General features: G+C 45.5%; 25 protein-coding genes and 2 pseudogenes. 13 read left to right on the top strand and 14 right to left on the bottom strand.

Annotated features, from left to right (window positions below; all coding sequences use genetic code 11):
* The first annotated feature begins 209 nt into the window (after positions 1–209).
* On the top strand, positions 210–1,070 hold the full coding sequence (locus Q3W56_RS18330; RefSeq protein WP_302896405.1) for an NAD(P)-dependent oxidoreductase: 861 nt from the start codon (positions 210–212) through the stop codon (positions 1,068–1,070).
* A 37-nt stretch (positions 1,071–1,107) separates the two neighbouring features.
* Here Q3W56_RS18330 and pdaA read toward each other — a convergent pair whose 3' ends face one another.
* Together pdaA and Q3W56_RS18320 are read right to left on the bottom strand one after the other, a co-directional pair.
* A complete protein-coding gene (gene pdaA, locus Q3W56_RS18325; RefSeq protein ID WP_302896404.1) occupies positions 1,108–1,899 on the bottom strand; it encodes a delta-lactam-biosynthetic de-N-acetylase in 792 nt (263 codons plus the stop codon).
* 100 nt (positions 1,900–1,999) lie between these two features.
* Complete coding sequence (locus Q3W56_RS18320) at positions 2,000–2,185, bottom strand: SE1561 family protein (RefSeq protein ID WP_003223132.1); 186 nt, start codon at positions 2,183–2,185, stop codon at positions 2,000–2,002.
* Positions 2,186–2,330: 145 nt separating this feature from the next.
* Between Q3W56_RS18320 and yfkAB the strand changes: the two genes are divergently transcribed.
* Complete coding sequence (gene yfkAB / locus Q3W56_RS18315; protein ID WP_019713627.1) at positions 2,331–3,452, top strand: radical SAM/CxCxxxxC motif protein YfkAB; 1,122 nt, start codon at positions 2,331–2,333, stop codon at positions 3,450–3,452.
* Complete coding sequence (gene mscC / locus Q3W56_RS18310) at positions 3,453–4,295, top strand: mechanosensitive ion channel protein MscC (RefSeq protein WP_302896403.1); 843 nt, start codon at positions 3,453–3,455, stop codon at positions 4,293–4,295.
* A 37-nt stretch (positions 4,296–4,332) separates the two neighbouring features.
* Here mscC and Q3W56_RS18305 read toward each other — a convergent pair whose 3' ends face one another.
* Together Q3W56_RS18305 and cax are read right to left on the bottom strand one after the other, a co-directional pair.
* Positions 4,333–5,127, bottom strand: coding sequence for a YfkD famly protein (locus Q3W56_RS18305; RefSeq protein ID WP_080010249.1), 795 nt, complete (start codon positions 5,125–5,127; stop codon positions 4,333–4,335).
* A 70-nt stretch (positions 5,128–5,197) separates the two neighbouring features.
* Positions 5,198–6,253: a calcium/proton exchanger gene (gene cax / locus Q3W56_RS18300; protein WP_019713624.1), complete on the bottom strand. Its 1,056-nt coding sequence runs from the start codon at positions 6,251–6,253 to the stop codon at positions 5,198–5,200.
* Between the two features lie 166 nt (positions 6,254–6,419).
* Between cax and Q3W56_RS18295 the strand changes: the two genes are divergently transcribed.
* Positions 6,420–7,595 carry an MFS transporter gene (locus tag Q3W56_RS18295; RefSeq protein ID WP_302896402.1) on the top strand — a complete coding sequence of 392 codons (1,176 nt, stop codon included), beginning with the start codon at positions 6,420–6,422 and terminating at the stop codon, positions 7,593–7,595.
* Positions 7,596–7,794: 199 nt separating this feature from the next.
* Here Q3W56_RS18295 and Q3W56_RS18290 read toward each other — a convergent pair whose 3' ends face one another.
* Genes Q3W56_RS18290 through yfkJ form a run of 3 tightly spaced genes read right to left on the bottom strand, consistent with a single transcriptional unit; the run spans position 7,795 to position 9,454 of the window.
* Entirely contained in the window at positions 7,795–8,622 is an 828-nt protein-coding gene (locus Q3W56_RS18290; RefSeq protein ID WP_302896401.1) for a YihY family inner membrane protein, read from the bottom strand.
* A 23-nt stretch (positions 8,623–8,645) separates the two neighbouring features.
* Positions 8,646–8,966 carry a hypothetical protein gene (locus Q3W56_RS18285; RefSeq protein ID WP_019713620.1) on the bottom strand — a complete coding sequence of 107 codons (321 nt, stop codon included), beginning with the start codon at positions 8,964–8,966 and terminating at the stop codon, positions 8,646–8,648.
* Positions 8,967–8,983: 17 nt separating this feature from the next.
* Positions 8,984–9,454 (bottom strand): protein-tyrosine-phosphatase, encoded by a 471-nt coding sequence (gene yfkJ / locus Q3W56_RS18280; RefSeq protein ID WP_302896400.1) that lies wholly within the window; start codon positions 9,452–9,454, stop codon positions 8,984–8,986.
* A 203-nt stretch (positions 9,455–9,657) separates the two neighbouring features.
* On the opposite strand from yfkJ, the gene Q3W56_RS18275 reads away from it, so the two are divergent.
* Both Q3W56_RS18275 and Q3W56_RS18270 read left to right on the top strand, forming a co-directional pair.
* Positions 9,658–9,873 carry a DUF1128 domain-containing protein gene (locus Q3W56_RS18275; RefSeq protein ID WP_003223104.1) on the top strand — a complete coding sequence of 72 codons (216 nt, stop codon included), beginning with the start codon at positions 9,658–9,660 and terminating at the stop codon, positions 9,871–9,873.
* 188 nt (positions 9,874–10,061) lie between these two features.
* Positions 10,062–11,261, top strand: a complete 1,200-nt coding sequence (locus Q3W56_RS18270) for an MFS transporter (protein ID WP_302896399.1) — start codon at positions 10,062–10,064, stop codon at positions 11,259–11,261.
* Positions 11,262–11,298: 37 nt separating this feature from the next.
* On the opposite strand, the gene yfkM is transcribed toward Q3W56_RS18270, so the two are convergent.
* Positions 11,299–11,817, bottom strand: coding sequence for a general stress protein 18 (gene yfkM / locus Q3W56_RS18265; RefSeq protein ID WP_302896398.1), 519 nt, complete (start codon positions 11,815–11,817; stop codon positions 11,299–11,301).
* 243 nt (positions 11,818–12,060) lie between these two features.
* On the opposite strand from yfkM, the gene Q3W56_RS18260 reads away from it, so the two are divergent.
* Positions 12,061–16,449 (top strand): multifunctional 2',3'-cyclic-nucleotide 2'-phosphodiesterase/3'-nucleotidase/5'-nucleotidase, encoded by a 4,389-nt coding sequence (locus Q3W56_RS18260; protein WP_302896397.1) that lies wholly within the window; start codon positions 12,061–12,063, stop codon positions 16,447–16,449.
* Between the two features lie 37 nt (positions 16,450–16,486).
* Here Q3W56_RS18260 and Q3W56_RS18255 read toward each other — a convergent pair whose 3' ends face one another.
* Together Q3W56_RS18255 and Q3W56_RS18250 are read right to left on the bottom strand one after the other, a co-directional pair.
* Positions 16,487–17,152 (bottom strand): NAD(P)H-dependent oxidoreductase, encoded by a 666-nt coding sequence (locus Q3W56_RS18255; protein ID WP_302896396.1) that lies wholly within the window; start codon positions 17,150–17,152, stop codon positions 16,487–16,489.
* Positions 17,153–17,296: 144 nt separating this feature from the next.
* A pseudogene (locus tag Q3W56_RS18250) lies at positions 17,297–17,377 on the bottom strand (trehalose operon repressor); the annotation flags it as partial.
* Between the two features lie 203 nt (positions 17,378–17,580).
* Here Q3W56_RS18250 and Q3W56_RS21210 point away from each other — a divergent pair.
* A pseudogene (locus Q3W56_RS21210) lies at positions 17,581–17,754 on the top strand (endospore germination permease); the annotation flags it as partial.
* A gap of 20 nt (positions 17,755–17,774) precedes the next feature.
* Here Q3W56_RS21210 and Q3W56_RS18245 read toward each other — a convergent pair.
* Both Q3W56_RS18245 and Q3W56_RS18240 read right to left on the bottom strand, forming a co-directional pair.
* Positions 17,775–19,190 (bottom strand): alanine/glycine:cation symporter family protein, encoded by a 1,416-nt coding sequence (locus Q3W56_RS18245; RefSeq protein ID WP_302896395.1) that lies wholly within the window; start codon positions 19,188–19,190, stop codon positions 17,775–17,777.
* Positions 19,191–19,317: 127 nt separating this feature from the next.
* Positions 19,318–19,710: a DnaJ family domain-containing protein gene (locus Q3W56_RS18240; protein WP_302896394.1), complete on the bottom strand. Its 393-nt coding sequence runs from the start codon at positions 19,708–19,710 to the stop codon at positions 19,318–19,320.
* Between the two features lie 255 nt (positions 19,711–19,965).
* Here Q3W56_RS18240 and ltaS point away from each other — a divergent pair, with 255 nt between their 5' ends.
* A complete protein-coding gene (gene ltaS, locus Q3W56_RS18235; protein ID WP_302896393.1) occupies positions 19,966–21,915 on the top strand; it encodes a lipoteichoic acid synthase in 1,950 nt (649 codons plus the stop codon).
* A 32-nt stretch (positions 21,916–21,947) separates the two neighbouring features.
* On the opposite strand, the gene nagE is transcribed toward ltaS, so the two are convergent.
* Positions 21,948–23,306 carry an N-acetylglucosamine-specific PTS transporter subunit IIBC gene (gene nagE / locus Q3W56_RS18230; RefSeq protein ID WP_302896392.1) on the bottom strand — a complete coding sequence of 453 codons (1,359 nt, stop codon included), beginning with the start codon at positions 23,304–23,306 and terminating at the stop codon, positions 21,948–21,950.
* Positions 23,307–23,477: 171 nt separating this feature from the next.
* Between nagE and map the strand changes: the two genes are divergently transcribed.
* The 4 genes from map (at position 23,478) to Q3W56_RS18210 (ending at position 25,184) form a co-directional block, all read left to right on the top strand.
* Positions 23,478–24,227 carry a type I methionyl aminopeptidase gene (gene map, locus Q3W56_RS18225; protein ID WP_302896391.1) on the top strand — a complete coding sequence of 250 codons (750 nt, stop codon included), beginning with the start codon at positions 23,478–23,480 and terminating at the stop codon, positions 24,225–24,227.
* Between the two features lie 78 nt (positions 24,228–24,305).
* Positions 24,306–24,620, top strand: a complete 315-nt coding sequence (locus Q3W56_RS18220; RefSeq protein WP_268399996.1) for a DUF3243 domain-containing protein — start codon at positions 24,306–24,308, stop codon at positions 24,618–24,620.
* Between the two features lie 108 nt (positions 24,621–24,728).
* Positions 24,729–24,884: a hypothetical protein gene (locus tag Q3W56_RS18215; protein ID WP_268399997.1), complete on the top strand. Its 156-nt coding sequence runs from the start codon at positions 24,729–24,731 to the stop codon at positions 24,882–24,884.
* A gap of 168 nt (positions 24,885–25,052) precedes the next feature.
* The gene (locus tag Q3W56_RS18210) at positions 25,053–25,184 is read left to right on the top strand and encodes a YflJ family protein (protein ID WP_019713607.1); all 132 of its coding nucleotides are present in this window, start codon (positions 25,053–25,055) and stop codon (positions 25,182–25,184) included.
* Positions 25,185–25,230: 46 nt separating this feature from the next.
* Here the strand turns inward: Q3W56_RS18210 and Q3W56_RS18205 are convergent, their stop codons facing one another.
* Entirely contained in the window at positions 25,231–25,896 is a 666-nt protein-coding gene (locus Q3W56_RS18205) for an MOSC domain-containing protein (RefSeq protein ID WP_302896390.1), read from the bottom strand.
* Positions 25,897–25,927: the final 31 nt, after the last annotated feature.

Raw genomic sequence — 25,927 nt, 5'->3', positions numbered from 1 at the left:
CATACCTAGCCAAACGGAGCTAGGTATGCGGGAGCTCTTTTTCTGTTTTTGAAATCAGCTGAATATCCAAAAAAACAGCGTAAAACAAAAAAAGCTTGTAGAAAAACATCGTTTTCTCTACAAGCTGGACAGCGTGAAGCTGTTCTTTTTATGTTGGCAGATCATGATCTTTTGTTTATAATGGAAAAAATATTCAGGGAGTGATCAGATTGAAAATCGCTGTCATCGGACTCGGCAATATGGGACAGCCCATTGCCAGAAATGTACTTCAAGCAGGCTACAAATTGACTGTTTATAATCGAACGAAACAAAAGACGGAAGAACTTGCATCAGGAGGCGCACAGGCAGCTGACACGCCGCGACAGGCGACAGAGTCAGCTGATATTGTCATCACGATGCTTTCAGATGACGATTCTGTCAGCGACGTGACATTCGGAAAAGATGGGCTGATTGAAGGGTTAGCCAAGAACGGCATTCACATTTCGATGAGCACGATCAGTGTTGAGTTCTCAGAAAAGCTCGCAGCAGCTCATGCGGAGAAAGGACAATCCTTCCTCGCCGCTCCTGTGCTCGGAAGGCCGGATGCCGCCGCCAAAGCCGCGCTCCGCATCATAACAGCCGGACCAGCGGAAGCAAAGCAAACAGCCAAGCCTCTGCTTGACAGCCTGAGTCAGCAGGTATTTGACGTCGGCGATGAAAGCAAGACGGCAAATGCAGCCAAAATCAGCATCAATTTCTTGCTCGTGTCCATGCTGGAGGCGTTATCTGAATCATTCTTACTGATGGAGAAGTATGGCTTAGAACAAAAACAATTTTTAGAAATCGCCAGCGCGCTCTTTGGCTCTCCTGTCTACCAAAATTACGGAACCATCATGGCCGAGCAGAAATTTGAGCCGGCCGGTTTCAAAATGTCTTTAGGGCTGAAGGATACCAATCTGGCACTCGCCGCCGCAGAACAGGTCTCTGCACACCTCCCTCTTGCCGAGCTGGCCAAGAGCCATTTTGAAAGCGGAGTTGAAAAAGGCTTCGGAGACTTGGATTGGGCCGCGCTTATCAAATGTATAAAATAATAAGAGAGCCTCTCCGTTTAAGGAGAGGCTCTTCCCGTTACAAAGACGGCAGCTTCATCTCTTTCTCAAACATCAAATCATCAATGCTTTTAAATGTATAACCTTGTTTTTTCAGATCTGTGATCGCATCATCCAGAGCTTCGGCATTGTCCCTCGATACGGTGTGAAGCAGATAAATGGCTCCTGGATGCGCCTGTTTGATCATATGATCATAGGCATATTTCTTCCCTTTTTGGTTGTTGATTTTCCAATCAACAAAAGCAACCGACCAGAAAACGGTTTGATAGCCTAAGCGTTTCGTTTCTTTCAGCACGTATTCACTGAATACGCCGCGGGGCGGGCGCAGATACAGGTTGTCCTGCTCTCCTGTAATTTTATAGACCTCCTCGTTGACTGAATCAAGTTCGTCCTGAATTTGGTCAGCCGTTTTTGTGGTTAGGTCCGGATGGTGAAAGGAATGATTGCCGATAATATGGCCTTCATCTGACATTCGTTTAATCAGCTCGGGCTGATCCTTTACGAAATGCCCTGTGACAAAAAATGTTCCGGTTACGCGATGTTTTTTTAAGACATCAAGCACTTTTGGCGTATAGCCATTTTCATAGCCGTTATCAAACGTCAAGTAAATCGTCTTTTCCTTCGTATGACCTAAATAAAACGCATCATATTTTTCAATTAACCGGTTCAGCTGCTTCCCGGCATCGGGCGGCTGATGGTTGACACTTCGTTTAAAGCCCCAATTGATCGGCTCATTCGCCACCGCTCCCGCCTGTGCTGCGCCCCCGGCAAGCAAGACGGCTGCACAGCATATTGAACACATCCATTTCATGGCCAGCGCTCCTTCTGCATTTTTTCTTATTTTACAGAAAGGCGCTTCGTTTTATACTGACGCTTTATGCCAAACAAAAAACCGCGGCGTGTGCGCGGTTTTATTCCCAGTCTTTTTTAAAGCGTTCATATTTGGCTTCAAGGTCATCAAGCATGCTGATGAGCCTATCTATATCTTCAACGTCGGTTGCTTCAGGGTCTAATGAATCGATGACGTTCATAAACATGTCAAGTCTGTTCTTTAAATAATCAATCTGCTGATCCTTATTGTTTACGGCGTTCCCCATTCTGTTCCTCCATTCATTTTTTACTATGGTAGCTCATTTTTTGCTGTTTTTCAATCACTGCGCTACTTGCGATCTTGACAAATCAGGTCTAAAATTAACTGTTGGCAGCGTTAGTATGCCCCATTTATAAAGGAGTTAGATAGTCATGACACAAAACACGAAGCTGCGTCCAATTACACCTGAGTTTGATCCTTGGGAAGCCTATATGGATGTTGACCAGTATGGAGACATGCAGCTGACAAACGTTGAATTCACAACGACGACACTGTGCAATATGAGATGCGAGCATTGTGCTGTAGGCTATACATTGCAGCCTAAAGACCCGAATGCTCTGCCAATAGATCTTCTATTAAAACGGTTGGAGGAAATCCCGCGCCTGAGATCCATCAGTATTACAGGCGGAGAGCCGATGCTTTCGTTAAAATCAGTAAAAGAATATGTCGTTCCGTTATTGAAATATGCCCACGAACGGGGTGTGCGGACGCAAATCAATTCCAACCTGACCCTTGATATTGATCGATACGAATGGATTATTCCGTATCTTGATGTCCTGCATATTTCTCATAACTGGGGTACAGTTGAGGATTTTGCGGAGATCGGCTTTGCGATGATGGACAGAAAACCGACATTCGAACAGCGCGCGCGTTATTTTGATAAAATGATCGAAAACAGCCGCACACTCGTGGATGCCGGGGTGATGGTATCTGCGGAAACGATGCTCAATAAACGCACACTTCCGCATATTGAGCATATTCACCGCCAAATCACAGAAGATATGAAATGTCAGCGTCACGAAGTCCATCCGATGTATCCGAGCGATTTCGCAAGCGCTCTTGAATCTCTCAGCCTGAAAGAGATGAGACAGGCCATTCACCGCTTGTTGGACATTCGTGATGAAAACACGTGGATGCTGTTCGGGACACTGCCGTTTTATGCCTGCAGTGCGGACGAAGAAGATCAAAAGCTGCTTCGCCGGCTTCGCGCGGCGAAAAACGTTACTGTGAGAAACGACCCTGACGGCCGTTCCCGGCTGAATGTGAACATTTTCGACGGGAACATCATCGTGACTGATTTCGGCGACACACCGCCGCTCGGCAATATTCAGACGGACAGCCTCCCTTCCGCCTATGAAAAATGGAGAGAGACGAAGCTTGCGAAAGAGCTGAATTGCCACTGCCCGAATGTTCGATGCCTCGGGCCGAATGTTCTCGTTAAAAATAGTTATTATCAAGATGTGGATTTTACAAAACGTCAAGCCAGGAGTTAGATGCGAATGGAAGAAACACTCACGGAGATTTTTCAGAATAAAATCGTCGATATTCTCCTCATTGCTGTTATCCTTTGGATCGGCGTCTTTATCATTAACCGGCTAGTCCAGCTATTCTTTAAACGGACGGACTTTATTGAAGAAAGAAAAGAAAAAACAATCGAAAGCCTTATCCGTTCTGTCACCCAGTACACAGCGACGATTGGTTTTATCTTTTACGTGATATCTTTATTTGTGCATGATTTTGGCAAAATATTAGCTGGGGCTGGAGTAGCCGGTATCGTCATCGGTTTTGGCGCCCAATCGCTGATCAAGGACGTGCTGGCGGGTGTGTTCTTAATTTATGAACGACAGCTGCACAAAGGCGATTATGTCACCGTCAACAATTTGTTTAACGGGACTGTGGAGGAAATCGGCCTTCGCTCGCTGCAAATCCGGGAATGGAGCGGGAAGCTGCTCACCATCAGCAACGGTGAGGTCAGACAGATAGAGAACTATAATATCGATTTTATGAGGATTACCGAATCCTTTCTCATCAGCTTTAAAGAAGATCCGGACCGCGTGTACAACGTATTGGAAGAAGCATGTGACATGCTGAATGAAGAGCTTCAGGATTCATTGAAGCGAGATGAATTCGGCAATCCAACAGAACCGTTTCAAATCCACGGGATCACCGCGTTGAATAAAATCAATCGCGGCGTTGAATTCACGGTAAAAGGCATGGTGAAAGATGATGATTATTTCAGCGCCAGCCTTGCAGTAAGACGGGTTCTCGTTCGCCAGCTGTATCAAAACAATGTGCAAATGCTTGAGGAAGCGGTCAGAATTGAGAGAACGCAATAAATAAAAAACTGATTCCAAGTTGGAATCAGTTTTTTGTTTATCTTGGCTGCGAGGAAAGCTGAAAGCTAAACGTGACGTGGTCTTGAACCGGAATCCAAGCGCCGATTCCCTGTGAGGTGACATTTTTTACGACAAGTTTTCGTTTATTCCCTTTCAGGACTAAGTATACTTCTCCGTAAGTCACTTTTCCTTTTTCATTCACAGCCGGTGCATATGCATGAAGATAACCGAGTTTTTTAGGAGCGACTTTATAAATTTGATCCCGCTTTGTACCCGCTCCGACAACCGTATCAAATGCAAGCGGAAGGTTCGTTTTCTTCATCGCCTTCAGCATCATCATGCTTTTGACATCTTCAGCATTTGGAACCTTAGCTGTCAGTCCGCCCTTCACTTTGTATTGCTGTTCCTGGGCATAATGCATTTCAGCCGTTTCTTTTCCGCCACGGTTATCTGCACGGTTTGTGTTGATTTTTTTATATTCCCAGTTCGCGACTGTTTCATTTGAGTCATAGCCGAGCGCCCATTTCCCGAGAAATATCGTCGCCCGGTAGCCGACTGCGAGCGGTGTACCGGATATGTTGGACTCATTCAGCATTTTGATAAGGTGCGGGTTTTCAATCTTCACCTCAGAATGATCAAGCAATTCCTTTGCCAGCTTGCTCGGCTGAAGCATCGGCTGATCCTGAGAAGCGTTCGGGTATGTGTTTTCCTTTGAAATGCTAGCGACAGAATTAGGAACCTTAAACTGCTTTTTCGCGTGGATGGGCTGAACACCGAAAAAACTAAAGAATAACAGCACAATAAGTGTGGAATGAAATAGCTTTTTCATCATATCACTCTTTCTATGGCATTTTCCCTTAGTCTTTTCATCCCGGTTTGTTGTTATCCATCATTTTTTTAGATTATAGAAGGAAAAAGCCGATCGCCATAATGACATATGCGGCAAGCAATGTCGCCCCTTCAAACCAGTTGGAATCCCCGTCATTTGAAATGGCGATCATCAAGAGAACCGAGGATACCATCGCAACGAGCTCCGGCAGTGTAAAGACTAGCGGCATGCTTACCGGGAAAAAGATAGAACAGATCACAAGAACCGGTGCGACAAACATAGCAATCTGCAGCGTCGAGCCGACTGCGATTTCAACTGCAATATCCATTTTATTTTTATAGGCCATAATGATGGCTGACGCATGCTCCGCGGCATTACCGACAATCGCGACGATGATAACCCCGATAAACAGCTCGCTCCAGCCGAACTGTTCAGCCACCGAATGGAATGTGTGCACTAGGTTTTCGGAAATGTATGCCACGGCAATCGTTGCCGCAAACAAAACAATCGTAGCAACCTTGCCTGACCATTCCGGCTCCTCTTCTTCCACATGCTGGGTGGCATTGTTCGGCTGATAAACACCGCGGTGTGTGACGAGCTTAAAGTACAGAGCAGCCACATACAACAGAATTAAAATAACGCTGATGCCGATGCTTAAATTAAGCTTGCTCACGTCACCCATACCAACGGAGAATACCTCCGGAATCACGAAAGCGACAATGATGGCAAAAATCAAAAGCCCGGAATTATGGCGTGCATCATGGATATTAAACTCCTGCCGTTTATATTTTAAACCGCCGACAAAAAATGATAAGCCTGCCACCAGCAGCAGGTTCCCCAGCACTGAACCGGTTAAAGAAGCAAGCACGATTCCAGTTAACCCTTCCTTTAATGCAAAAATAGAAATGATCAGCTCAACCGCATTTCCAAAGGTGGCATTCAACAAACCGCCGATCCGCGGTCCTGCAATAATGGCCAGCGATTCTGTCGCCCTCCCCATATAGCTTGCCAGTGCGATAATCGTTACGCAATATACTGCAAAGAGAATGGCAGAAGGCCAATGCATGAAACTGCCGATTACAGAAAGCGGAATTCCCGCCGCTACTAAAATAAAAAAGATACGACTCATGGTGAAATGCTCCTTTTATATGACTTGTTTTATTTTTATTCTTCACAAAAATCATCATGATTACACGAGTTCAAATGATTACTTGTGATATAGGCTTTTTTTATGTTGCCCCCTTTTGGAAATCATTGTACGATCAACTTAGCTTCCACATAAGGAGAAAAATACGATGTCACGATTTCATTTCTTTATCCTTGTTTTGCTCGTTTCCATTTCCGGGTTTTCACAAGGCATGCTGCTGCCTGTCATCTCGATTATTTTTGAAACAAATGGGGAATCGGCCGCCATCAATGGCCTGCACGCGACCGGATTGTATATCGGCGTGCTTTTGGCTTCGCCGTTTATGGAAGCGCCGCTCAGAAAACTCGGATTCAAGCCGCTAATCGTCATTGGCGGAAGCATTGTCATTTTAAGCTTGTTCGGATTTATTTGGCTTCATTCGGTTTGGATCTGGTTCCTGCTTCGCCTGTTTATCGGAATCGGCGACCACATGCTACACTTTTCTACGCAAACGTGGGTGACTTCCATGTCATCGAAACAAAATCGCGGAAGAAACCTGTCAATTTACGGGCTTTCCTTCGGCCTTGGCTTTGCCGCGGGCCCGTTCATGGTTCCGCTTGTCAAGCTGAGCCCGGCGCTGCCTTTTATCGTGTCCGGCTGCTTCAGTCTGTTTGCGTGGCTTTTTGTTTTCTTTCTACAAAATGCATACCCGGAAACCAGTCCTCACGAAACCAAATCAGACAATAGTTTCAGGCGGTTTTATCAAGCCATGCTGTTTGGATGGGTTGCCTTTATGCCTACATTTGGCTATGGCTTTCTGGAGACGGCGCTAAACGGAAGCTTTCCGGTGTATGCGCTCCGTTTGGGGATATCTGTAGACGCAGTGGCACTGATCCTTCCCGCATTTGCGATTGGAAGCATTATCTTTCAGTTTCCGCTCGGCATCCTCAGTGATAAATACGGGCGGCGGAATGTGCTGCTTGTGATTTTGCTGACAGGGGCGCTCTGCTTTCTCATCGCCGGCGTGTTTCCTTTGCCTTACGTAATCGGCTGCTGTTTTTTTATTGCGGGAATGGCAGTCGGATCAACCTTTACCCTTGGCATCAGCTATATGACAGACCTGCTTCCGCCCCACCTGCTGCCTGCGGGGAACCTGCTTTGCGGCATTACATTCAGTCTCGGCAGCATCCTCGGTCCAATTGCCGGCGGCTGGTATATGCAGACATTTGATAGCGCAAACTTGTTTTATTTCATTACCCTCACGCTAAGTGGTGTGTGGCTGGCACTTATGCTGGGCAAACCAAAAAGCTGGTCACCAGCCGAAGCCTATTCTTCATCTTCTTAATCCAAACAGCCTCCTGACATGATGTCAGGAGGCTGTTGTGCTAATGATAGCCGTTTTGTCCGTTGGCGCTTCCGCTTGTTTTATGGCTCGATTTGCTTTTCGAATTTTGTTTGTTATGGCTTCCGCCTTTTTTTGTATGCTTGCTCATCACGATAGCCCCCCGACTTCTTTTTGAACCGAAGTTCCCTTATAGGGTGCGCTAATGATAGGGATTTTCATCAGGAAGCTTTTTACGTTTATGTAAAAGAGCGTTGATTTCTCCCCCTAGAATAATTAAAATGCCGCTCAGGTAAAACCAAATCATCAGGACAATGATTCCCCCGATGCTTCCATATGTGGCGCTATAGTTGGCAAACGTGCTGACGTAAAATGAAAACAAGGTGCTGACAACGATCCAGCCGATGGTCGCAAACACCGCACCCGGCATGACAAACCGAAGGGACAGTTTTTTGTTCGGCGCAATCACATACAGGGCGAAAAAAACGATTAGCAGCACAAGCGGGCTGACACCCCAGCGAATTGCGGCCCATATAGATAAAAACAGATCCGATGCGCCGACAAAATCTGACGCGAGCATTCCAAGCTCCCGGCCGAATACCGGCAGTAGCAAGGCCACTAAAATCGTAAATACCATGGCGATCGTCAGAAAAATTGAGGTTAGACGAACAATGATGAAAGAGCGGTTTTCCTCCACTTCATACGCGTGGTTTAATGATCGGACGATGGCGTTCATTCCATTAGACGCAGACCATAAAGCCGCGATAATCCCGAATGACAGCAAACCGCCATTTCGATTATTTAAGGTTTGATGTGTAATGGATTCAACGAGAGACATCGCACTGTCGGGAGCATATTGTCTTACAACTCCCAGAACATCATTAGTAGAAATAGGCAGATACGCGGTGAGGTTCAGTATAAAAATCAAAAACGGAAACAATGACAAAAGAAAGAAATACGCCAGCTCCGCTGATTTGCTTTGCCCTTCATGAAGGGTGTATCTGCTGAAAAGCTCTTTCAAAAAATTCATGTCGTCTCACCTCGCATGTTTGATCATTGCTTTGAAAAATGCTCTTTCGTTTCTTGTACGAGCTCCATCACTTGCGGAGTTGTTTTCTTCAGCTCTTTCACCTGCTGATTCACAAAGCCGACTTCATCTGACAGCGTTTGGGCCAGTTTCTTGGCCTCATCCACTTTTGTGATGACGGTGTTTTTCAACAGCTCTGGATTGCTTTTGTACAATGAAAGTTTATGCTTGCATGTCAGCCATCTCATGCCGCATGCCTGTCTTGTCGGCTTATGGAGCAGTGATAACGCCGCACCTGCCGCAGCTCCGAGAAATATCCCTTTCAACATCAAACGTTCGTTGTTCATACAAATTCTCCTTTCACTCACAATTGTTTTTCTTTTTGAATGGATGCAAGCAAATGCTCACAGCCCAATTTGATTAATTGGCAGACCTCTTCAAAATTCCCTGTGTAGTAAGGATCGGGAACGTCAGCCAAATCTGAATCTTCAACATAGTCCAACAGCCTTTTGATATGCGATGTGTTCTTGAAGCCCGCCATGCTTCTGAGGCTCCCGATATTTTCTGCATCCATCGCAATGATGTAATCAAAATCGGCCAGATCCTGTTCGCGGACTTGACGGGCCAGCATGCCCTCAAAGCTGATACCTTCTCTCTGCAAGATCTCCCGCGTTCCTTCATGTGGCGGATTGCCGATGTGCCAGTCGCCGATACCGGCTGAGTCCGTCTTGATTTTCCCCTCTAATCCTTTTTTGGCTGCCAAGTCGCGAAAAATCGCTTCCGCCATCGGAGACCGGCATATGTTTCCTAAACAAACAAATAACACGCTTATCATGCTGTGTAACCTCCCTATTCTTTGCCCATATTTCTCTAAAAAGAAACCTTCATCAATATCTTAGTAGGATGTTCATTTCCTTTTCAACTGATGTCTCCACTTTTTTGAAATCAACAGCGAGCTCTAAGAATAGGGTTTTTTTCTGATCGAATTCTGTTAGAATAAAACATACCGAATATCGTGCAAAGAAAGGATGGAACCATTTGTCCAGCCCAAATACAGAAACGTTAACTCAAATGATTGAAGAGATTTCCCAAAAACTGAACATGCTGAATGTCGGCGTGATTAAGGCGGAGGATTTCAGTGATGAAAAGATTGAAGACCTCACATACCTTCACAGCATGGTGATGAAAAAACAATCATTCAGCCCTAGTGAAATGCAGGCGATTGCTCAAGAACTAGCCTCACTTCGTAAATAAATGAGACTGGCCGGAAACTCGGCGAGTCTTTTTTATCATTGCCACAAAACCAGTTTCCCTTAAAACAGGCGTCATGAATTCTATTTTTGCATACTGTGGCAGGATGCCCTCGCTTTCCGTTATTTGACCGGTAAAGAAATGCCGTTGATGACAATGTTTGAAAATAAGATTTGAAGGAGTACACAAGCATGAAAACGACACCTATCAAAACAGCATCCGGAATGTATATCAACTACTTCTTTCTGGGGATGGTCAACATCATTCTGGCATCCAATATGTCCTCTTTAACGAAACAGTGGAATACCGATCCGACTGGCATCAGTTATGTCATTGCTGCTATCGGCTTCGGCAAACTGCTGACATACGGAATGTCCGGTGTTTTATCAGATAAAATTGGCAGAAAGCCGCTTGTTGTCGCTTCTGCAGGAATTATGGCCGTCTTTTTAGTCGGTATTCCTTTGTCACCGAGCTATGAACTGGCGTTTGTGTTCGCCTTATTAGCCGGTGCCGCAAATTCAGCGATGGACGCTGGTACATATCCGGCCTTAACCGAGCTCTTCCCGGCTGCTTCCGGATCGGCGAATGTCCTGGTCAAAGCCTTTATGTCTGTTGGAGCCACTCTATTGCCGCTTTTGATCACATTTTTGTCAAACCACAGCCTGTTTTACGGATTTGCCTTTTATCTGCCGGCAGCAGTCTATGCGCTGAATATCGTTTATCTGTCAACGCTTTCGTTTCCTAAGAAACAGAGACCAACGAACAGCAGCCAACAGGAATCTCCAGCTTTCTTGTCTGAACCTGTTTTTCAGAAAGAAGGCACCGCACTGATCATTATCGGTTTTACATCCACGGCTTTATTTACGGTTTCTCAAATCTGGCTTCCGAGCTATGCGCAAAAGGCCGCCGGTTTAGCTGAATCAGCATCCGTGCAATTGCTTAGTTATTACAGCATAGGTTCTCTGATATCTGTATTATTATTAGCCGTTTTGCTGAACAGATGGGTCAAGCCCGTCATGATTACACTCTTATATCCTGTTATGACTTTATGTACGCTCGCTGTCATGCTGACGGTTCATGTCCCGGTTGTGCTGGACATCACCGCCTTTTTCTTAGGCTTTTCTACCGCAGGTGTATTTCAAATTACCATTACATTAATGACAGAGCTTTTTTGGAAGCGAAAAGGAACCGTTACCGGAATTGTAGCAACTGCTTCAAGCATCGCGTCGATTGTGCTGCCGATTGCCACCGGGCTTATCGCAAAAGCGGGAGGCATCGCACATATCTTTATGTTCGACTTTTGCATTGCGGTTATCGGAACAGCTGCAGCAGCCTTCTTGTATTACAGGTACAAGAAACTGACAAGTGCTCCTGCAGATGCCAGGCTGTAATCAACAAAAAACGGACGCCTAGGAGCGTCCGTTTTTCTTACTTCTCAAGCAATGCCAACGATTCACGATTAAACGCCGGAATATCATCCGGTGTGCGGCTTGTGACCAATTGACCTTGGCAAACAACCACTTCCTTGTCCACAACGTCGGCACCCGCGTTTTCCATGTCAACACGAATAGACGTATAGCCTGTCGCTTTTCGGCCATCGAGCGCTTTCGCATTGATTAAAAGCTGCGGGCCGTGGCAAATGGCAAATACCGGTTTTTTGTCAGTCATAAACGCTTTTGTAAATTGGACGAAACGGTCGTCAGCGCGAAGCTGGTCTGGTGAAAATCCTCCGGGAATCAAAAGCGCATCAAAGTCTGAAGGGTTTACGTCGTCAATGGACGCATCAACCGTCACTTCCGCGTTCCCCTGCTTGCCTTTTACTGTTTTTCCTTTTTCATTTTCGATAACAGTCAGTTCATGTCCCGCTTCCTTAAAGGCTTTCGCAGGTTCAGTGTACTCGCTGTCCTCAAAATAATCTGTCAAAACAACTGCAATTTTTTTCGCCATGATTCATGACCTCCCGCTTTAATATGTCTACATAATACACTCTACCCCAGCCACACTAAAATAAACATTCCGCGAATCTGACAAACGATATGCATAAATACCCAGTATTTGTCGTTTGATGCCGCTACATAATACTCATTTTTCTCCCTTTTACAATAATCATAAAGAAACACCTACAAATAGTTACAAATTATTCTTACAATAGGAGCTGTAACACGAATTTCGTTGAAAGGTGGAGAACTGGTGAGAATACAGAAAAGACGAACACATGTCGGTAACATTCTCCGTATTCTTTTGCCCCTGATTATGATATTTAGCCTAATCCTCCCAACACCACCCATTCATGCAGAAGAAAGCGCGGCACCAAAGGTACAACTGAGTATTTTGGCCACGACTGATATTCATGCCAACATGATGGATTACGATTACTACAGCGATAAAGAAACGACGGATTTCGGGCTGGCAAGAACGGCACAGCTGATCCAAAAGCACCGCGAACAAAACCCAAACACCCTGCTTGTCGATAACGGCGACTTGATTCAAGGGAATCCGCTGGGCGAATACGCGGTCAAATATGAAAAAGAAGACATTATCTCCGGCGCAAAAACCCACCCGATCATCAGCGTCATGAATGCGCTGAAATACGATGCCGGCACATTGGGGAATCATGAATTCAATTACGGGCTCGACTTTCTCGACGGCACGATCAAGGGCGCCGATTTCCCGATTGTAAATGCCAACGTCAAAACAACAAGCGGCGACAACCGTTATACGCCGTATGTCATTAAAGAAAAAAACGTCGCTGACGAAAGCGGCAAAGAGCAGAAAGTGAAGGTTGGCTACATAGGCTTTGTCCCCCCGCAAATCATGACGTGGGACAAAAAGAATCTTGAGGGCCAGGTTCAGGTGCAAGATATTGTAGAATCCGCCAATGAAACGATCCCGAAAATGAAGGCGGAAGGCGCAGATATCATAATTGCACTTGCCCACAGCGGTATTGAAAAGCAGGCACAATCGCCAGGCGCAGAAAACGTCGTGTTTGATCTTGCCACCAAAACGAAAGGCATTGACGCAATTATTTCGGGCCATCAGCACGGGCTCTTCCCTTCCACCGAGTATGCGGGTGTTTCTCAATTCGATGCTGAAAAAGGAACGATTAACGGCATTCCTGTCGTCATGCCAAGCAGCTGGGGCAAATCCTTAGGCGTGATTGACCTCAAACTCGAAAAGACGGACGGCTCATGGAAGGTGGCAGATTCCAAAGGCAGGATTGAATCCATAACCGGCAGTGTCACATCCAGAAATGAAACCGTCACAAACACCATTCAGCAAACACACCAAAATACATTGGAGTATGTCCGAAAACCTGTCGGCAAAACAGAAGCAGATATTAACAGTTTCTTCGCGCAGGTGAAAGATGACCCTTCCATTCAGATTGTGACCGACGCGCAAAAATGGTACGCCGAAAAAGAAATGAAGGGTACCGAATACAAGGACCTCCCGATTTTGTCCGCTGGAGCGCCGTTTAAAGCGGGCGGCAGAAACGGAGCCAATTACTATACGAATATTCCGGCAGGAGATCTCGCCATTAAAAACATCGGTGACTTGTATCTTTACGATAATACCATTCAGATTGTCAAGCTGAATGGAAGCGAGGTCAAGGACTGGCTTGAGATGTCAGCAGGCCAATTCAATCAAATTGACCCGGCAAAAGGCGGGGATCAAGCCTTGCTGAGTGAGAATTTCCGCTCCTATAATTTTGACGTGATTGACGGTGTCACATATCAGGTCGATGTGACAAAACCTGCGAAGTACGATGAGAACGGAGAAGTGATCAACGCGGACTCGTCCCGGATCATTAACCTTTCCTATGAAGGCAAGCCCATCAGCACAAACCAAGAGTTTCTCGTCGTCACTAATAATTATCGTGCGTCCGGAGGCGGCGGTTTCCCTCACCTGACGAGCGATAAGATTGTCCACGGCTCCGCGGTTGAAAACAGGCAGGTGCTGATGGATTACATTCTTGAACAGAAAACAGTCAATCCAAAAGCGGACAACAACTGGTCAATCGCACCTGTTTCCGGCACAAACTTGACGTTTGAGTCCTCCCTTTTGGCCAAGCCATTTGCAGATAAAGCAGACGATGTCACTTTTGTAGGCGAGTCTAAGAATGAGGGCTATGGAATGTACAAGCTGCAATTCGACGATGATTCAAACCCTGAGCCTCCTAAAGACGGACTGTGGGATCTGACTGTCATGCATACCAATGATACGCATGCTCACCTCGATGACGCAGCGAGACGAATGACGAAAATCAACGAAGTGCGAAGCGAAACAGACCACAACATTCTCCTTGATGCAGGAGATGTGTTTTCCGGTGACCTGTATTTCACAAAATGGAACGGTTTAGCTGATTTGAAATTGATGAACATGATGGGCTATGACGCCATGACCTTCGGTAACCATGAATTTGATAAAGGACCGACAGTGCTTTCTGATTTTCTCAGCGGAAACAGCACAACCGTTGATCCTGCCAACCGCTATCACTTTGAAGCACCTGAATTTCCGATTGTCAGCGCAAACGTCGATGTGTCAAATGAGCCTAAGCTGACATCATTTGTCAAAAAGCCGCAAACCTTTACTGCGGGAGAAAAGAAAGAGCCTGGCATCCACCCTTACATTCTGTTAGATGTTGACGGTGAGAAAGTCGCCGTGTTCGGACTGACAACGGAAGATACGGCGACCACATCAAGCCCGGGCAAAAGCATTGTATTTAACGACGCGTTTGAAACAGCGCAAAACACTGTCAAAACGATTCAGGAAGATGAAAAAGTAAACAAAATTATCGCTTTAACCCATCTCGGACATAACCGCGATCTTGAGCTGGCGAAAAAGGTAAAAGGCATTGACTTGATCATCGGCGGACACACCCACACTCTAGTTGACAAAATGGAGGTCGTGGACAACGAAGAACCGACGATCGTGGCGCAGGCAAAAGAATATGGCCAATTCTTAGGGCGTGTCGATGTCGTGTTTGATGAAAACGGCGTTGTACAAACAGACAAATCAAATCTAAGCGTGCTGCCAATTGATGAACATACAGAAGAAAATGCAGAGGCCAAAAAAGAGCTGGATCAGTTCAAAAATGAATTAGAGGATGTAAAAAATGAAAAAGTCGGCTACACGGATGTGGCGCTTGACGGCCAGCGTGAGCATGTGCGCACGAAGGAAACGAACCTCGGAAACTTCATCGCGGACGGCATGCTTGCAAAAGCGAAAGAAGCTGCTGGCGCCAAGATTGCAATTACAAATGGCGGCGGCATCAGAGCCGGCATTGACAAGGGCGATATCACTCTCGGCGAAGTGCTGAACGTGATGCCGTTCGGCAACACGCTTTACGTGGCCGATTTGACCGGAAAACAAATCAAAGAAGCCCTTGAACAAGGCTTAAGCAATGTGGAAAATGGAGGCGGCGCCTTCCCTCAGGTGGCTGGAATTGAATATACCTTTACATTAAATAACGAACCCGGACACCGTGTTTTAGACGTGAAAATCGAATCGCCTAACGGAGACAAAGTTGAACTGAATACAGATGATACCTACCGCGTCGCAACAAATAATTTTGTCGGCGCCGGAGGAGACGGATACTCTGTCTTTACGGAAGCGTCCCATGGTGAAGACCTTGGTTACGTAGATTATGAGATTTTCACGGAACAGCTGAAAAAACTAGGAAACAAGGTTTCTCCTAAAATCGAAGGACGAATAAAAGAAGTATTCCTTCCAACAAAGCAGAAGGACGGCAGCTGGACACTCGACGAAGACAAATTTGCGATTTATGCTAAAAATGCCAACATGCCATATGTCTATTATGAAACAGCTGAAGGTTCTCAAGAGAAGCCTATCAATCTTAAAGTAAAAGAGGATCAGGTCAAACTGTTGAAAGAAAGAAAGTCAGATCCTTCATTGACGGTGTTCAACTACTGGTACAGCATGAAGCTGCCAATGGCGAACCTCAAAACCGCAGACACTGTCATTGGAATCAAGTCTACCGGTGAATTGGATGTTTCGCTGGCAGATGTATATGACTTTACAGTGAAGCAACAAGGAAAAGAAATAAAATCATTCAAGGAGCCCGTTCAGCTTTCGCTTCGCATGTTTGATATTGAAGAAGCTCATCACCCTGCCATTTACCACGTCGATCGGAAAAAGAAAGCTTTCACAAAGACAGAAAACGGATCAGTTGACGATGATATCGTGACAGGATATACAAACCACTTCAGCGAGTACACGATTTTAAATTCCGGTGAGAACAACAAACCGCCGGCATTCCCATCCGACCAGCCGACAGGCGGTGATGACGGCAGCAACGGCGGAGGCTCCGACAAACCAGGCGGAAAACAGCCGACTGATGGGAACGGAGGAGAGGATACACCTCCCGGCACTGAGCCGACAAACGGCTCTGGAGGAAACGGATCAGGCGGATCACGAACGGACAGTCCTTCTGGCGGCCTGCTTCCAGACACAGCCACGTCCATGTATTCGATCCTGTTCGCCGGATTTCTGATCAGCGCGCTCGGAACGGCATTGTACTTGTATCAGAGAAGAAAACAGAATAAGACGAATCAGGCATAAAAAAAGAGCTGCTCGATAATCGAGCAGCTTTCTTTTATTAGACCCACTTCACAACATCTTCAACAGCAGATCTTGTTTTCGGACGAGGATCTCGTACACGGTAGCCAAATGCCACCATCACAGAAATGTCGAAGCTTCCGTTTTCCAGAAGGCCTTCTTCTTCAAGAATGCGGTGAATCTGATCATACTGGAAGCCTTCCACAGGGCAGGAATCCACACCAATTTGCGCAGCCGCAGTCATCATATTGCCAAGCGCAATATAGGTTTGTTTTGATGCCCAATCAAACAATGTTCTGTCACTTTCAAGCAAGTGCAGATCGTTTTTCTGGAAATCTTCTGTTTTGCTGAGATAGCCTTCGTATACGTCCTGAGGCATTTGTTTTACTTCTTTTAAATGACGTTTGATGTAGTCCGCATCGTATTTAATATCCTTCGCTGTACGCGCAAGAATCAGAACGAAATGGCTTGCTGTTGGAAGCTGCTTTTGCGCGCCCCATGTGTATTCGCGAAGTTTTTCGCGGAATTCTGGATTTTGGACGACGACAAATTTCCAAGGCTCAAGGCCGAGGGAGCTCGGAGACAGTCTTCCTGTCTCTAAAATAAATTCAAAATCACTGTCTGATACTTTTTTATTTGGGTCAAATTCCTTTGTCGCATGTCTGAAATGGTATGCATTGAGAATTTGTTTCTTTACATCTGCCATGTTGAACACCTCTCCTTATGGTTACTCTCATCTTTATTTATTGTAGCCATTATCATAAAAAGTAAAAGTACGCACATTTTTGTTGGTTAGTATCATTTTTGATACCAAACAAAAATAGCGCGCTGCCGCAGGCAGGCGCCTTTCTCATTTTCCCCGCCGCGCAGAATCGACAAACCGGAATTTGTCATGACGGTGTCTGCTTTCCGTATATTGAAACAGGCTCGTATGATGAGAGGGAGGGGCTGCAGAACATGAGCTCCGTCCGTATGAGTCCATTGTTTTATCGTATAACGAAACCCCTCTGTCACAATGTTATACTTTGTCGAATCTGAATCAGTATTTGATAATGAGAACACCGATGACCGTCATAGGCTGTGTTATTATCTTTGTAGCGATCTATATTGCTCTAAAGAGGGTAAAGAAAAGCGGTTATTGAAGGCCCGATCCAATCACTTCAATCAGGCTATAATGCGTTTGGGACAATGGGCAAATTAATCATCCTGCCGCTTCCCTTCTCAAGCCGGAGCGTCCCGCTGAAACATACCATTTTTGCGATACTGCTGGGCGCTATATTGCTAGCTGTGATGTTATTTCCTTCAATTTTCGGCGCGAAAACAAAACACTAAGAATTTTTGGCTTCTTTTGTTTGGTAAACAGGGTTCTGTTTCGTTCTCCCTCTATCTTTCAGGTAATACTGCTCAGATGTAAAAAATTCGGTATATAGCGCTTTTACCTTTCTGCTCAATAACAGCAGCGCAATCACATTCGGAACAACAATAAAAACTAATGCCAAGTCCAATATGCCCCAGATGGCTTTTGCTCCGCCTGCGGCACCTATGATAATAGCCGCTAAATAAACGAATTTGATCACATGTCCTGCCAGGCGTCCGAACAGAAATTCAGCTTGCTTTACGCCGTAAAAAATGACAACCATGATGGTCGATACAACAAAGAAAACGAGAGAAACCGAGACGAAATACCCTCCGCCTGAACCAAAATAGTGCTGAAATGCAGCAGTCGTCAGTGCGGCCGGATCCTTTGATGCATTCTTCCCTGTCCAGACTCCGGATGAAAGGACGATAAAAGCGGTGGTGGTGCAGATGATCAAGGTGTCGATGACAATGCCAATTACAGACCAGAAGCCTTGCCTTACAGGGTGATCAGTCTTGGCCGCCGCATGTGCAATCGGGGCTGTTCCCATTCCGGCTTCATTAGAATACAGCCCGCGGGCAAATCCCCAGCGAACGGTTTCAGCCAGAGCAGCACCAGCAAATCCTCCAACTGCTGAAGAAGAGGTAAACGCATTTGAAAAGATAAGAGAGAAAAACGCCGGCACTGATGAAAGATTCATTAGAACAATGAGGAGCCCGGCTCCCACGTATGCACCTGCCATAAGAGGCACGACAAACTCTGTTACTTTTCCAATCCTCTTGACCCCTCCTATTACCACCAACCCGATCAAAAACGCAATGCCGATTCCCGCGTATATTTTATTGAAAGAAAACGTTTCGGCAAGAGAGACTGAAACTGAATTCCCCTGAACCATAATGCTCGGAATCAGCTCCACGATCAGTGCAACAGAGAAAAATATGCCGAGCCATTTCATGCGCAGCCCTTTTGTTATGTAATACATCGGTCCCCCGACAAATTCCCCCTGCTCATTTTTTTCTCTGTAATGAACAGCAAGCACACTTTCAGAAAACTTAATCGCCATGACAAATAAGGCAATAAGCCACATCCAAAAAACCGCTCCGGGTCCGCCAAACATAATAGCGGCAGGCACTCCGACAATGTTCGCCGCACCGATCGTCGAGCTGAGAGCTGACGTCAATGCCTGGAGCGGAGTGACTGTGCCTTCTCCCTTCGGCTTTTTTCCTACACTCCCGATCGTCTGCTTCAAAATGTATAAAGGATAGCGAAATTGAAAACATTTCAGCAAAATGGTGAAGTACAAGCCCGTCCCCGTCAGCAAAATGATTAGCGGCGGACCCCACAGCCAATCAGAAATACGCTCTATCCATTCCAATAGTTGTTCCATCCCATCACCCTTTTTTCGTTTATGAGTCATTTCCCCACAGACCGTTAAACATAAACCTTTTAGACAGAGGCCACTGGAACATAAAGAGGATGGCTTCTATCAATCGCCATCCTTCAGACAAGACAAATCAGCTGGAAGAAGGTCTGTTTCGTCCAAGCCGGTCATATACTTTATTTTTATAAAAGGCGGAGGCTGGCTTTGAAAACATGCCTTTTTTGTCGACAAGCTTATCAAGCATCACCTGCTTTTCGGTTTTTTTTCTGATTAACAGCTCACGTTCTTTTTCGTCATAGCACTTTGCGATTAAATGGTCGATGGTCATGAGCTCTTTTTTGAGCGCGCCCTCGTCCTCTGCCATTCCTGCATTTTTTAACATACGGTAGCTCATGCGAAGCGATTCCGGCAAGTGTGCCGCGTCATCCTTTGGCAGCGGTTTTCCCATTCCCGGAAGGTTTTCAAATTCTCCATCTTTGATGGCACGCTTAATTTTATCTTCAGACACAATATGGGAAAAATCCATCATTCCACCTCTTTTCATTTATTCCTATAGTTTATCATACATCTCCGAAAGTACCATTTTATTCCTTAATTTCTAGAAAGAATCCTTATTTTACATTTGCAATATGTTAACGAAACGTTGATTCGACGGCGTTTTTCGCCTCTTTCTTCAACCGGCGGTTTTCACTTTTCTAATCAGCTGATTCGTGTTATATTGGATACGTTCGTTTTTTCTATCGTTTCGCTCGAACTGTGATCGGAAAAAAGGAGTGTAACAATGAAAACATTTATAAAAGAAAGAGGACTGGCCTTCTTCTTAATTGCGGTCGTCCTGTTATGGATCAAGACGTATGTCGGTTATGCCCTGAACTTCAACTTAGGAATAGACAACACGATACAAAAAATATTGCTTTTTGTGAATCCTTTAAGCTCAAGCTTATTCTTTCTTGGCTTTGGACTCTTGTTCAAGAAAAAATTACAGCAGACAGCCATTATAGTGATTCATTTTTTAATGTCTTTTTTACTGTACGCAAATATTGTGTACTACAGATTTTTCAATGATTTTATTACAATTCCGGTCATTATGCAGGGTAAAATAAACGGCGGCCAACTCGGTGACAGCGCATTTTCGCTGATGAGACCGACTGACGCCTTTTACTTTATCGACACAATCATTCTGATCATCTTGGCGATCAAAGTGAACAAGCCTGCTGAAACATCCAGCAAAAAATCGTTTCGAATTGTTCTTGCGTCTTCCATTCTTGTGTTTTTAATAAACTTGGCAGTTGCGGAATCAGACCGTCCTGAATTGCTGACAAGATCATTCGACCGAAATTATCTTGTGAAATACTTGGGAACGTACAATTTTACGATTTATGACGCTGTGCAGAATGTCAAATCCAACAGCCAGCGTGCGCTTGCCGATTCAAGCGACGTGACGGAAGTGGAAAACTACATGAAAGCCAACTACGACGTGCCGAATAATGTGTATTTCGGCAAAGCGGAAGGAAAAAACGTCATTTACGTTTCACTTGAATCTCTTCAGTCATTTATCATCGACTATAAGATTGACGGCAAAGAAGTCACACCGTTCTTAAATAAACTGGCACACGATAATGAAACGTTCTACTTTGATAACTTTTTCCACCAAACGGGACAAGGTAAAACATCCGATGCCGAATTTATGATGGAAAACTCTCTTTACCCGCTGGCTCAAGGTTCCGTTTTCGTCAACAAAGCGCAAAACACGCTTCAATCTGTTCCGGCGATTCTGAAGTCTAAGGATTACACATCTGCTGCATTCCACGGAAACACGCAGACGTTCTGGAACCGTAACGAAATGTACAAAGCGGAAGGCATCGATAAGTTCTTCGATTCTGCCTACTATGACATGAACGAAGAAAACACGAAAAACTACGGCATGAAGGACAAACCGTTCTTCAAAGAATCAATGCCGCTGTTAGAAAGCCTGCCGCAGCCGTTCTATACGAAGTTCATTACCCTATCTAATCACTTCCCATTCGGAATGGATGAGGGGGATACAGACTTCCCGGCTGGAGACTTTGGCGACTCTGTTGTCAACAACTACTTCCAGTCAGCCCATTACCTTGATCAGTCCATTGAACAATTCTTCAATGATCTGAAAAAAGACGGGTTATATGATAAATCGGTTATCGTGATGTACGGAGACCACTACGGCATCTCTGAAAACCACAATAAGGCGATGGCCAAGGTTCTTGGCAAGGATGAAATTACTGATTATGACAACGCCCAGCTTCAACGGGTGCCGCTCTTTATCCACGCTGCCGGCGTGAAGGGCGAGAAAGTTCATAAATATGCCGGAGACGTCGATGTGGCTCCTACCATTCTGCATTTGCTCGGGGTGGATACGAAAGACTACCTGATGTCCGGTTCTGATATTTTATCTAAAGAACACCGTGAAGTGATTCCGTTCCGTAACGGAGACTTTATTTCACCGAAGTACACGAAAGTATCCGGCAAGTATTACGATACGAAAACCGGAAAAGAGCTTGATGAATCCGAAATCGACAAATCAGAAGACTCACTCGTCAAGAAGGAACTTGAAATGTCCGATAAAATCATAAATGGAGACCTGTTGCGGTTCTATGAGCCGAAAGGTTTTACGAAGGTGAACCCTTCCGATTATGATTACAAAAAAGATGACGAAGATTCTACCGAAACGTCAACGGATGATGAAGATCAATAAGAAAAAGCAGAGAGGCTCGCCTCTCTGCTTTTTTATTTTACCGCTGCTCTCAATTCCTCCGCAGCAAATTCGACATTCGGGCCAATGATCACTTGAACCGATTGCCCGCCTGATTTGACGACCCCTTTTGCGCCTGCTTTCTTTAGCAGCGTTTCATCCACTAAAGCGGTATCCTTCACAATCAGCCGCAGTCTTGTGGCGCAATGATCAATGGTTTGAAGGTTTTCTTTTCCGCCGAGCCCTTTCAGCATAATGTTTTCATTGACATCCTGAACAGTATTTTCATCCAGCACTTCATCCACATCATCATCTTCGCGTCCCGGCGTTTTTAAATTCAATGCCTTAATCAGTACATAAAATACTATAAAATAAACTGCCGCATAGCATATACCTACCAGAAGCAGCAGCAGCGGTTTTTCTGCAATTCCGTAGCTCAGCACATAATCAATGGCTCCGGCAGAAAAAGAGAAGCCTGAGCGGATGCCGAGCCAGTTGACGATAAATAGAGACAGCCCGGTTAAGACCGCGTGAACAGCGTATAATAGCGGAGATAAAAACATAAATGCAAACTCAATCGGCTCCGTAATCCCTGTGATAAACGCAGTCAAGGCAAAACCAATCATCATTCCCGCCGTTGCTTTCCGTTTTGACGGCTTTGCAGTCACAACCATAGCCAGACACGCCGCTGGAAGACCGAACATCATGATTGGGAAGAAGCCGGTCATATATGTCCCTGCTGTCGGATCTTTCGCGAAAAAGCGAGCCAGATCTCCGGCCACTCCGTTATATTCTCCGAATTGGAACCAGAAAATATTATTCAGCACGTGGTGAAGGCCAAGCGGAATTAACAGCCTGTTGAACAGGCCAAATATGCCAGCCCCGATGCCGCCTAGCCCAAGCATCCATTCTCCAAACTCGTTAATGCCCGATTGAATCGGCGGCCAGACAACTCCGAATATGCCTGCTAAAATGATCGTAATAATGGCTGTTACAATCGGCACAAGCCGTCTGCCGCTGAAAAATCCAAGATATTCAGGCAGCTTTGTATCCTTAAAGCGGTTATAGGTGTAGCCGGCAATTAAACCGGCAATAATTCCCCCAAACACCGCCATGTTGTTTGTTTTATCAATTGTCTTTGTCGCCGCGTCAAGCATCAGATATGATATTGCTCCTGACAACCCTGCGGCCCCATTGCTGTCCTTTGAAATGCCGATTGCAATCCCAATCGCAAAAATAAGCGGCAGGTGATCAAAAACAGCCGTCCCCGCTTGATAGACAAACGGGATATTCAATACATCCTCTCTGCCAAGCGCAAGGATAATTCCGACTGCAGGCAAAACCGCAATCGGCAGCATAAATGATTTCCCGAGTTTTTGTAAAAATGAAAGCATACCCATCCCCCTCATACCCCTTTTTTTTCAAATATACCATATAAGATATCTAGTGATCTATACCAATATTCCCAGGGTATTTCTTTTTTCCCAGGGCCGTGTGTTTCCTATTTTTAAGACAGTTGTGGTAAGCTTAAGCTAGATTATTTAAAAAGAAAGCGGGAATGACAGATGATTGTAACAAACGATCAAGAATTAGAAGGCCTGAAAAAAATCGGAAGAATTGTTGCACTGGCGCGTGAAGAAATGAAACGGAAAGCAGAGCCCGGTATGAGTACAAAAGACCTTGACCTTATCGGAAAAGCAGTGCTTGATGAGCATGGCGCCGTTTCAGCTCCTGAGAAAGAATACGACTTTCCGGGAGTGACATGCATCAGCGTAAATGATGAGGTGGCCCACGGCATACCAAGCACTTCCAAAATTTTAAAAGCGGGAGATCTTGTGAACATTGACATCTCCGCTGAATTTGGCGGCTTCTACTCCGACACAGGCATCTCATTTGTGCTCGGTGATGGGGAAGAACGCCTTCATAAGCTATGCCAATGCGCGGAGAATGCCTTCCAAAAAGGGCTGCAGCAGGCAAAAACCGGCAAGCGGCAAAATCAGATTGGGAGAGCCGTTTATCATGAAGCACGTTCTCAAGGATTTACCGTTATTAAAACCCTGACCGGCCACGGAATCGGCAGAAGCCTTCACGAAGCGCCGAACCACATCATGAACTATTATGATCCGTTTGATAACGCGCTTTTCAAAAACGGCACAGTCATCGCCCTTGAACCGTTTATTTCAACGAAAGCGGAAACGATTGTTGAAGCTGGAGACGGCTGGACGTTCAAGACACCGGATAAAAGCTTGGTTGCCCAAGTTGAACACACCATCGTCATCACAAAAGATGAACCCATTATCCTGACTAAACTGTAAAACACATTCCGGACTGTCAGATGGTTTAACCTCCTCCAATTGCAGGGTAAACATCACTATGCAGGAGGAGGTATTGCAATGAACAGAGATCAAGAAAAAATCCAAATTGAAAACGAAATGAATGCCATGCATGGCACAACAAAAGAAGACATTTTAAAAGACTTTGAGGAATTTAAAGACTATCTGAGTAAACAAGTAAACCGAGGCAAGAAGATGGGCTTGGACGACGGCAAGCTTGTGAAAAGCGCCGCGATCCTGGGGGATTACCTCGCAAAGCATGAAGAGCCGCACAACAGTGAAGAAATGCTGCTGCAAGAGCTGTGGAGCGTTGCGGACGAAGATGAGAAAAAACATTTGGCACAGCTGCTGGTCAAATTGGTTGATAAGCAATAAAAACACGAGCCGGGCGCATATGCTGCCCGGCTCTCTTGATATGCCACAGCAGGGCTCTTCCAGATATGATACACTACTATTATGTCTGCGAAAGGAGCCTTTATCTGCATGTGGTTTATTATTTTTGGCATCATTTTTTTCATTGAAGGCATCATGTTGACCGTTTACGGCGTGAAGAAAAAAAACGGGATGCTCACATATATCGGCATAGTTTTCAGCATTATGACATTTGGCGTTGTCATCATGAAACTGACCGGCCATTAAATCCTATTCAGCCTTTGCTCCGGATATACATACAGAAGAACGTACAACTAGTACGAAAGGCTCAGTTTTTCCCGCACCTCTTTTCAGCATCTTTCCATAGATGTTACAATGCCAATCGCTTGGTAAAATCCTCTCCATTGGGAGAGATAGGGAAAGGAGTTTTCTGACATGCATTACGGCAGTAAAGGCTGGTATGTGGCAGAATTAAAAAAGCAGGGGATCACGCACCATGAAGGAAGAAAGCTTCAAAGCTATAAAACCCATTTTCTTGCCAACCTGCTTGAAACAAAGAAACATTAATCTTAAGAATAGTAAAGCCGCGCACGTTGATATGCGCGGCTTTTTTCTATTCAGCCGGCTGCAGCCTGTCCCTTATTTTCATAAAGGACGCTCTCCAGCTTTCCGACAGTGCGTCTTCACTTAAAACCCGTTCAATGGCGGCGAGATTTTTTGCATCATGGTATTTGATACGGTTTGCGAATTGAACTGATATGTCTTTCTCGCCTCTGGACAGCAATTCCAGTTTAGCGCCGGGAGAAACCCTGCCCTCTTCCAGCACGCGAAAATAAAATCCGGTATAGCCGGTTTGCTGAACCTTTAGCACCATTTCCTTTACACCAAACTTTTTCGCCAGCTTTACACACGGCTGGCGCGGCTGGCTGACCTGAACAACAGCTTCATCAAGCTTGAACACATCACCGATGCAAACGTTCTCCTCGGTCAGGCCCGCGACCGTCAGATTTTCTCCAAATGCGGCGCTTGGCAGCGTTCTTGAGAGAACCTCTTCCCAAAACGGATAGTGCTCGGCCGGGTAGACACAAACAGCCTTATCAGGTCCTCCGTGATTGACGAGATCCGCCTGTCCGTCACCTTCAAAATTATCCCGATGCAGCATTACAGCGGAATCAGCGGGCTGCTTCATAATGCCCGTTTCGATTTTTTTGCCGTCATACTCAAGCGTCTGCGGCTTTCCGAGATTAAGAGAAAGAACTTTATAGTGCAGTGTCTTCATACGAACACATCCCCTTTACAGGTTGTAAAAT

The sequence above is a fragment of the Bacillus sp. C28GYM-DRY-1 genome, assembly GCF_030519405.1.
In the GTDB taxonomy this organism is placed as follows: Bacteria; Bacillota; Bacilli; order Bacillales; family Bacillaceae; genus Bacillus; species Bacillus spizizenii_A.
This window is presented reverse-complemented; position numbering and strand designations above follow the sequence as displayed.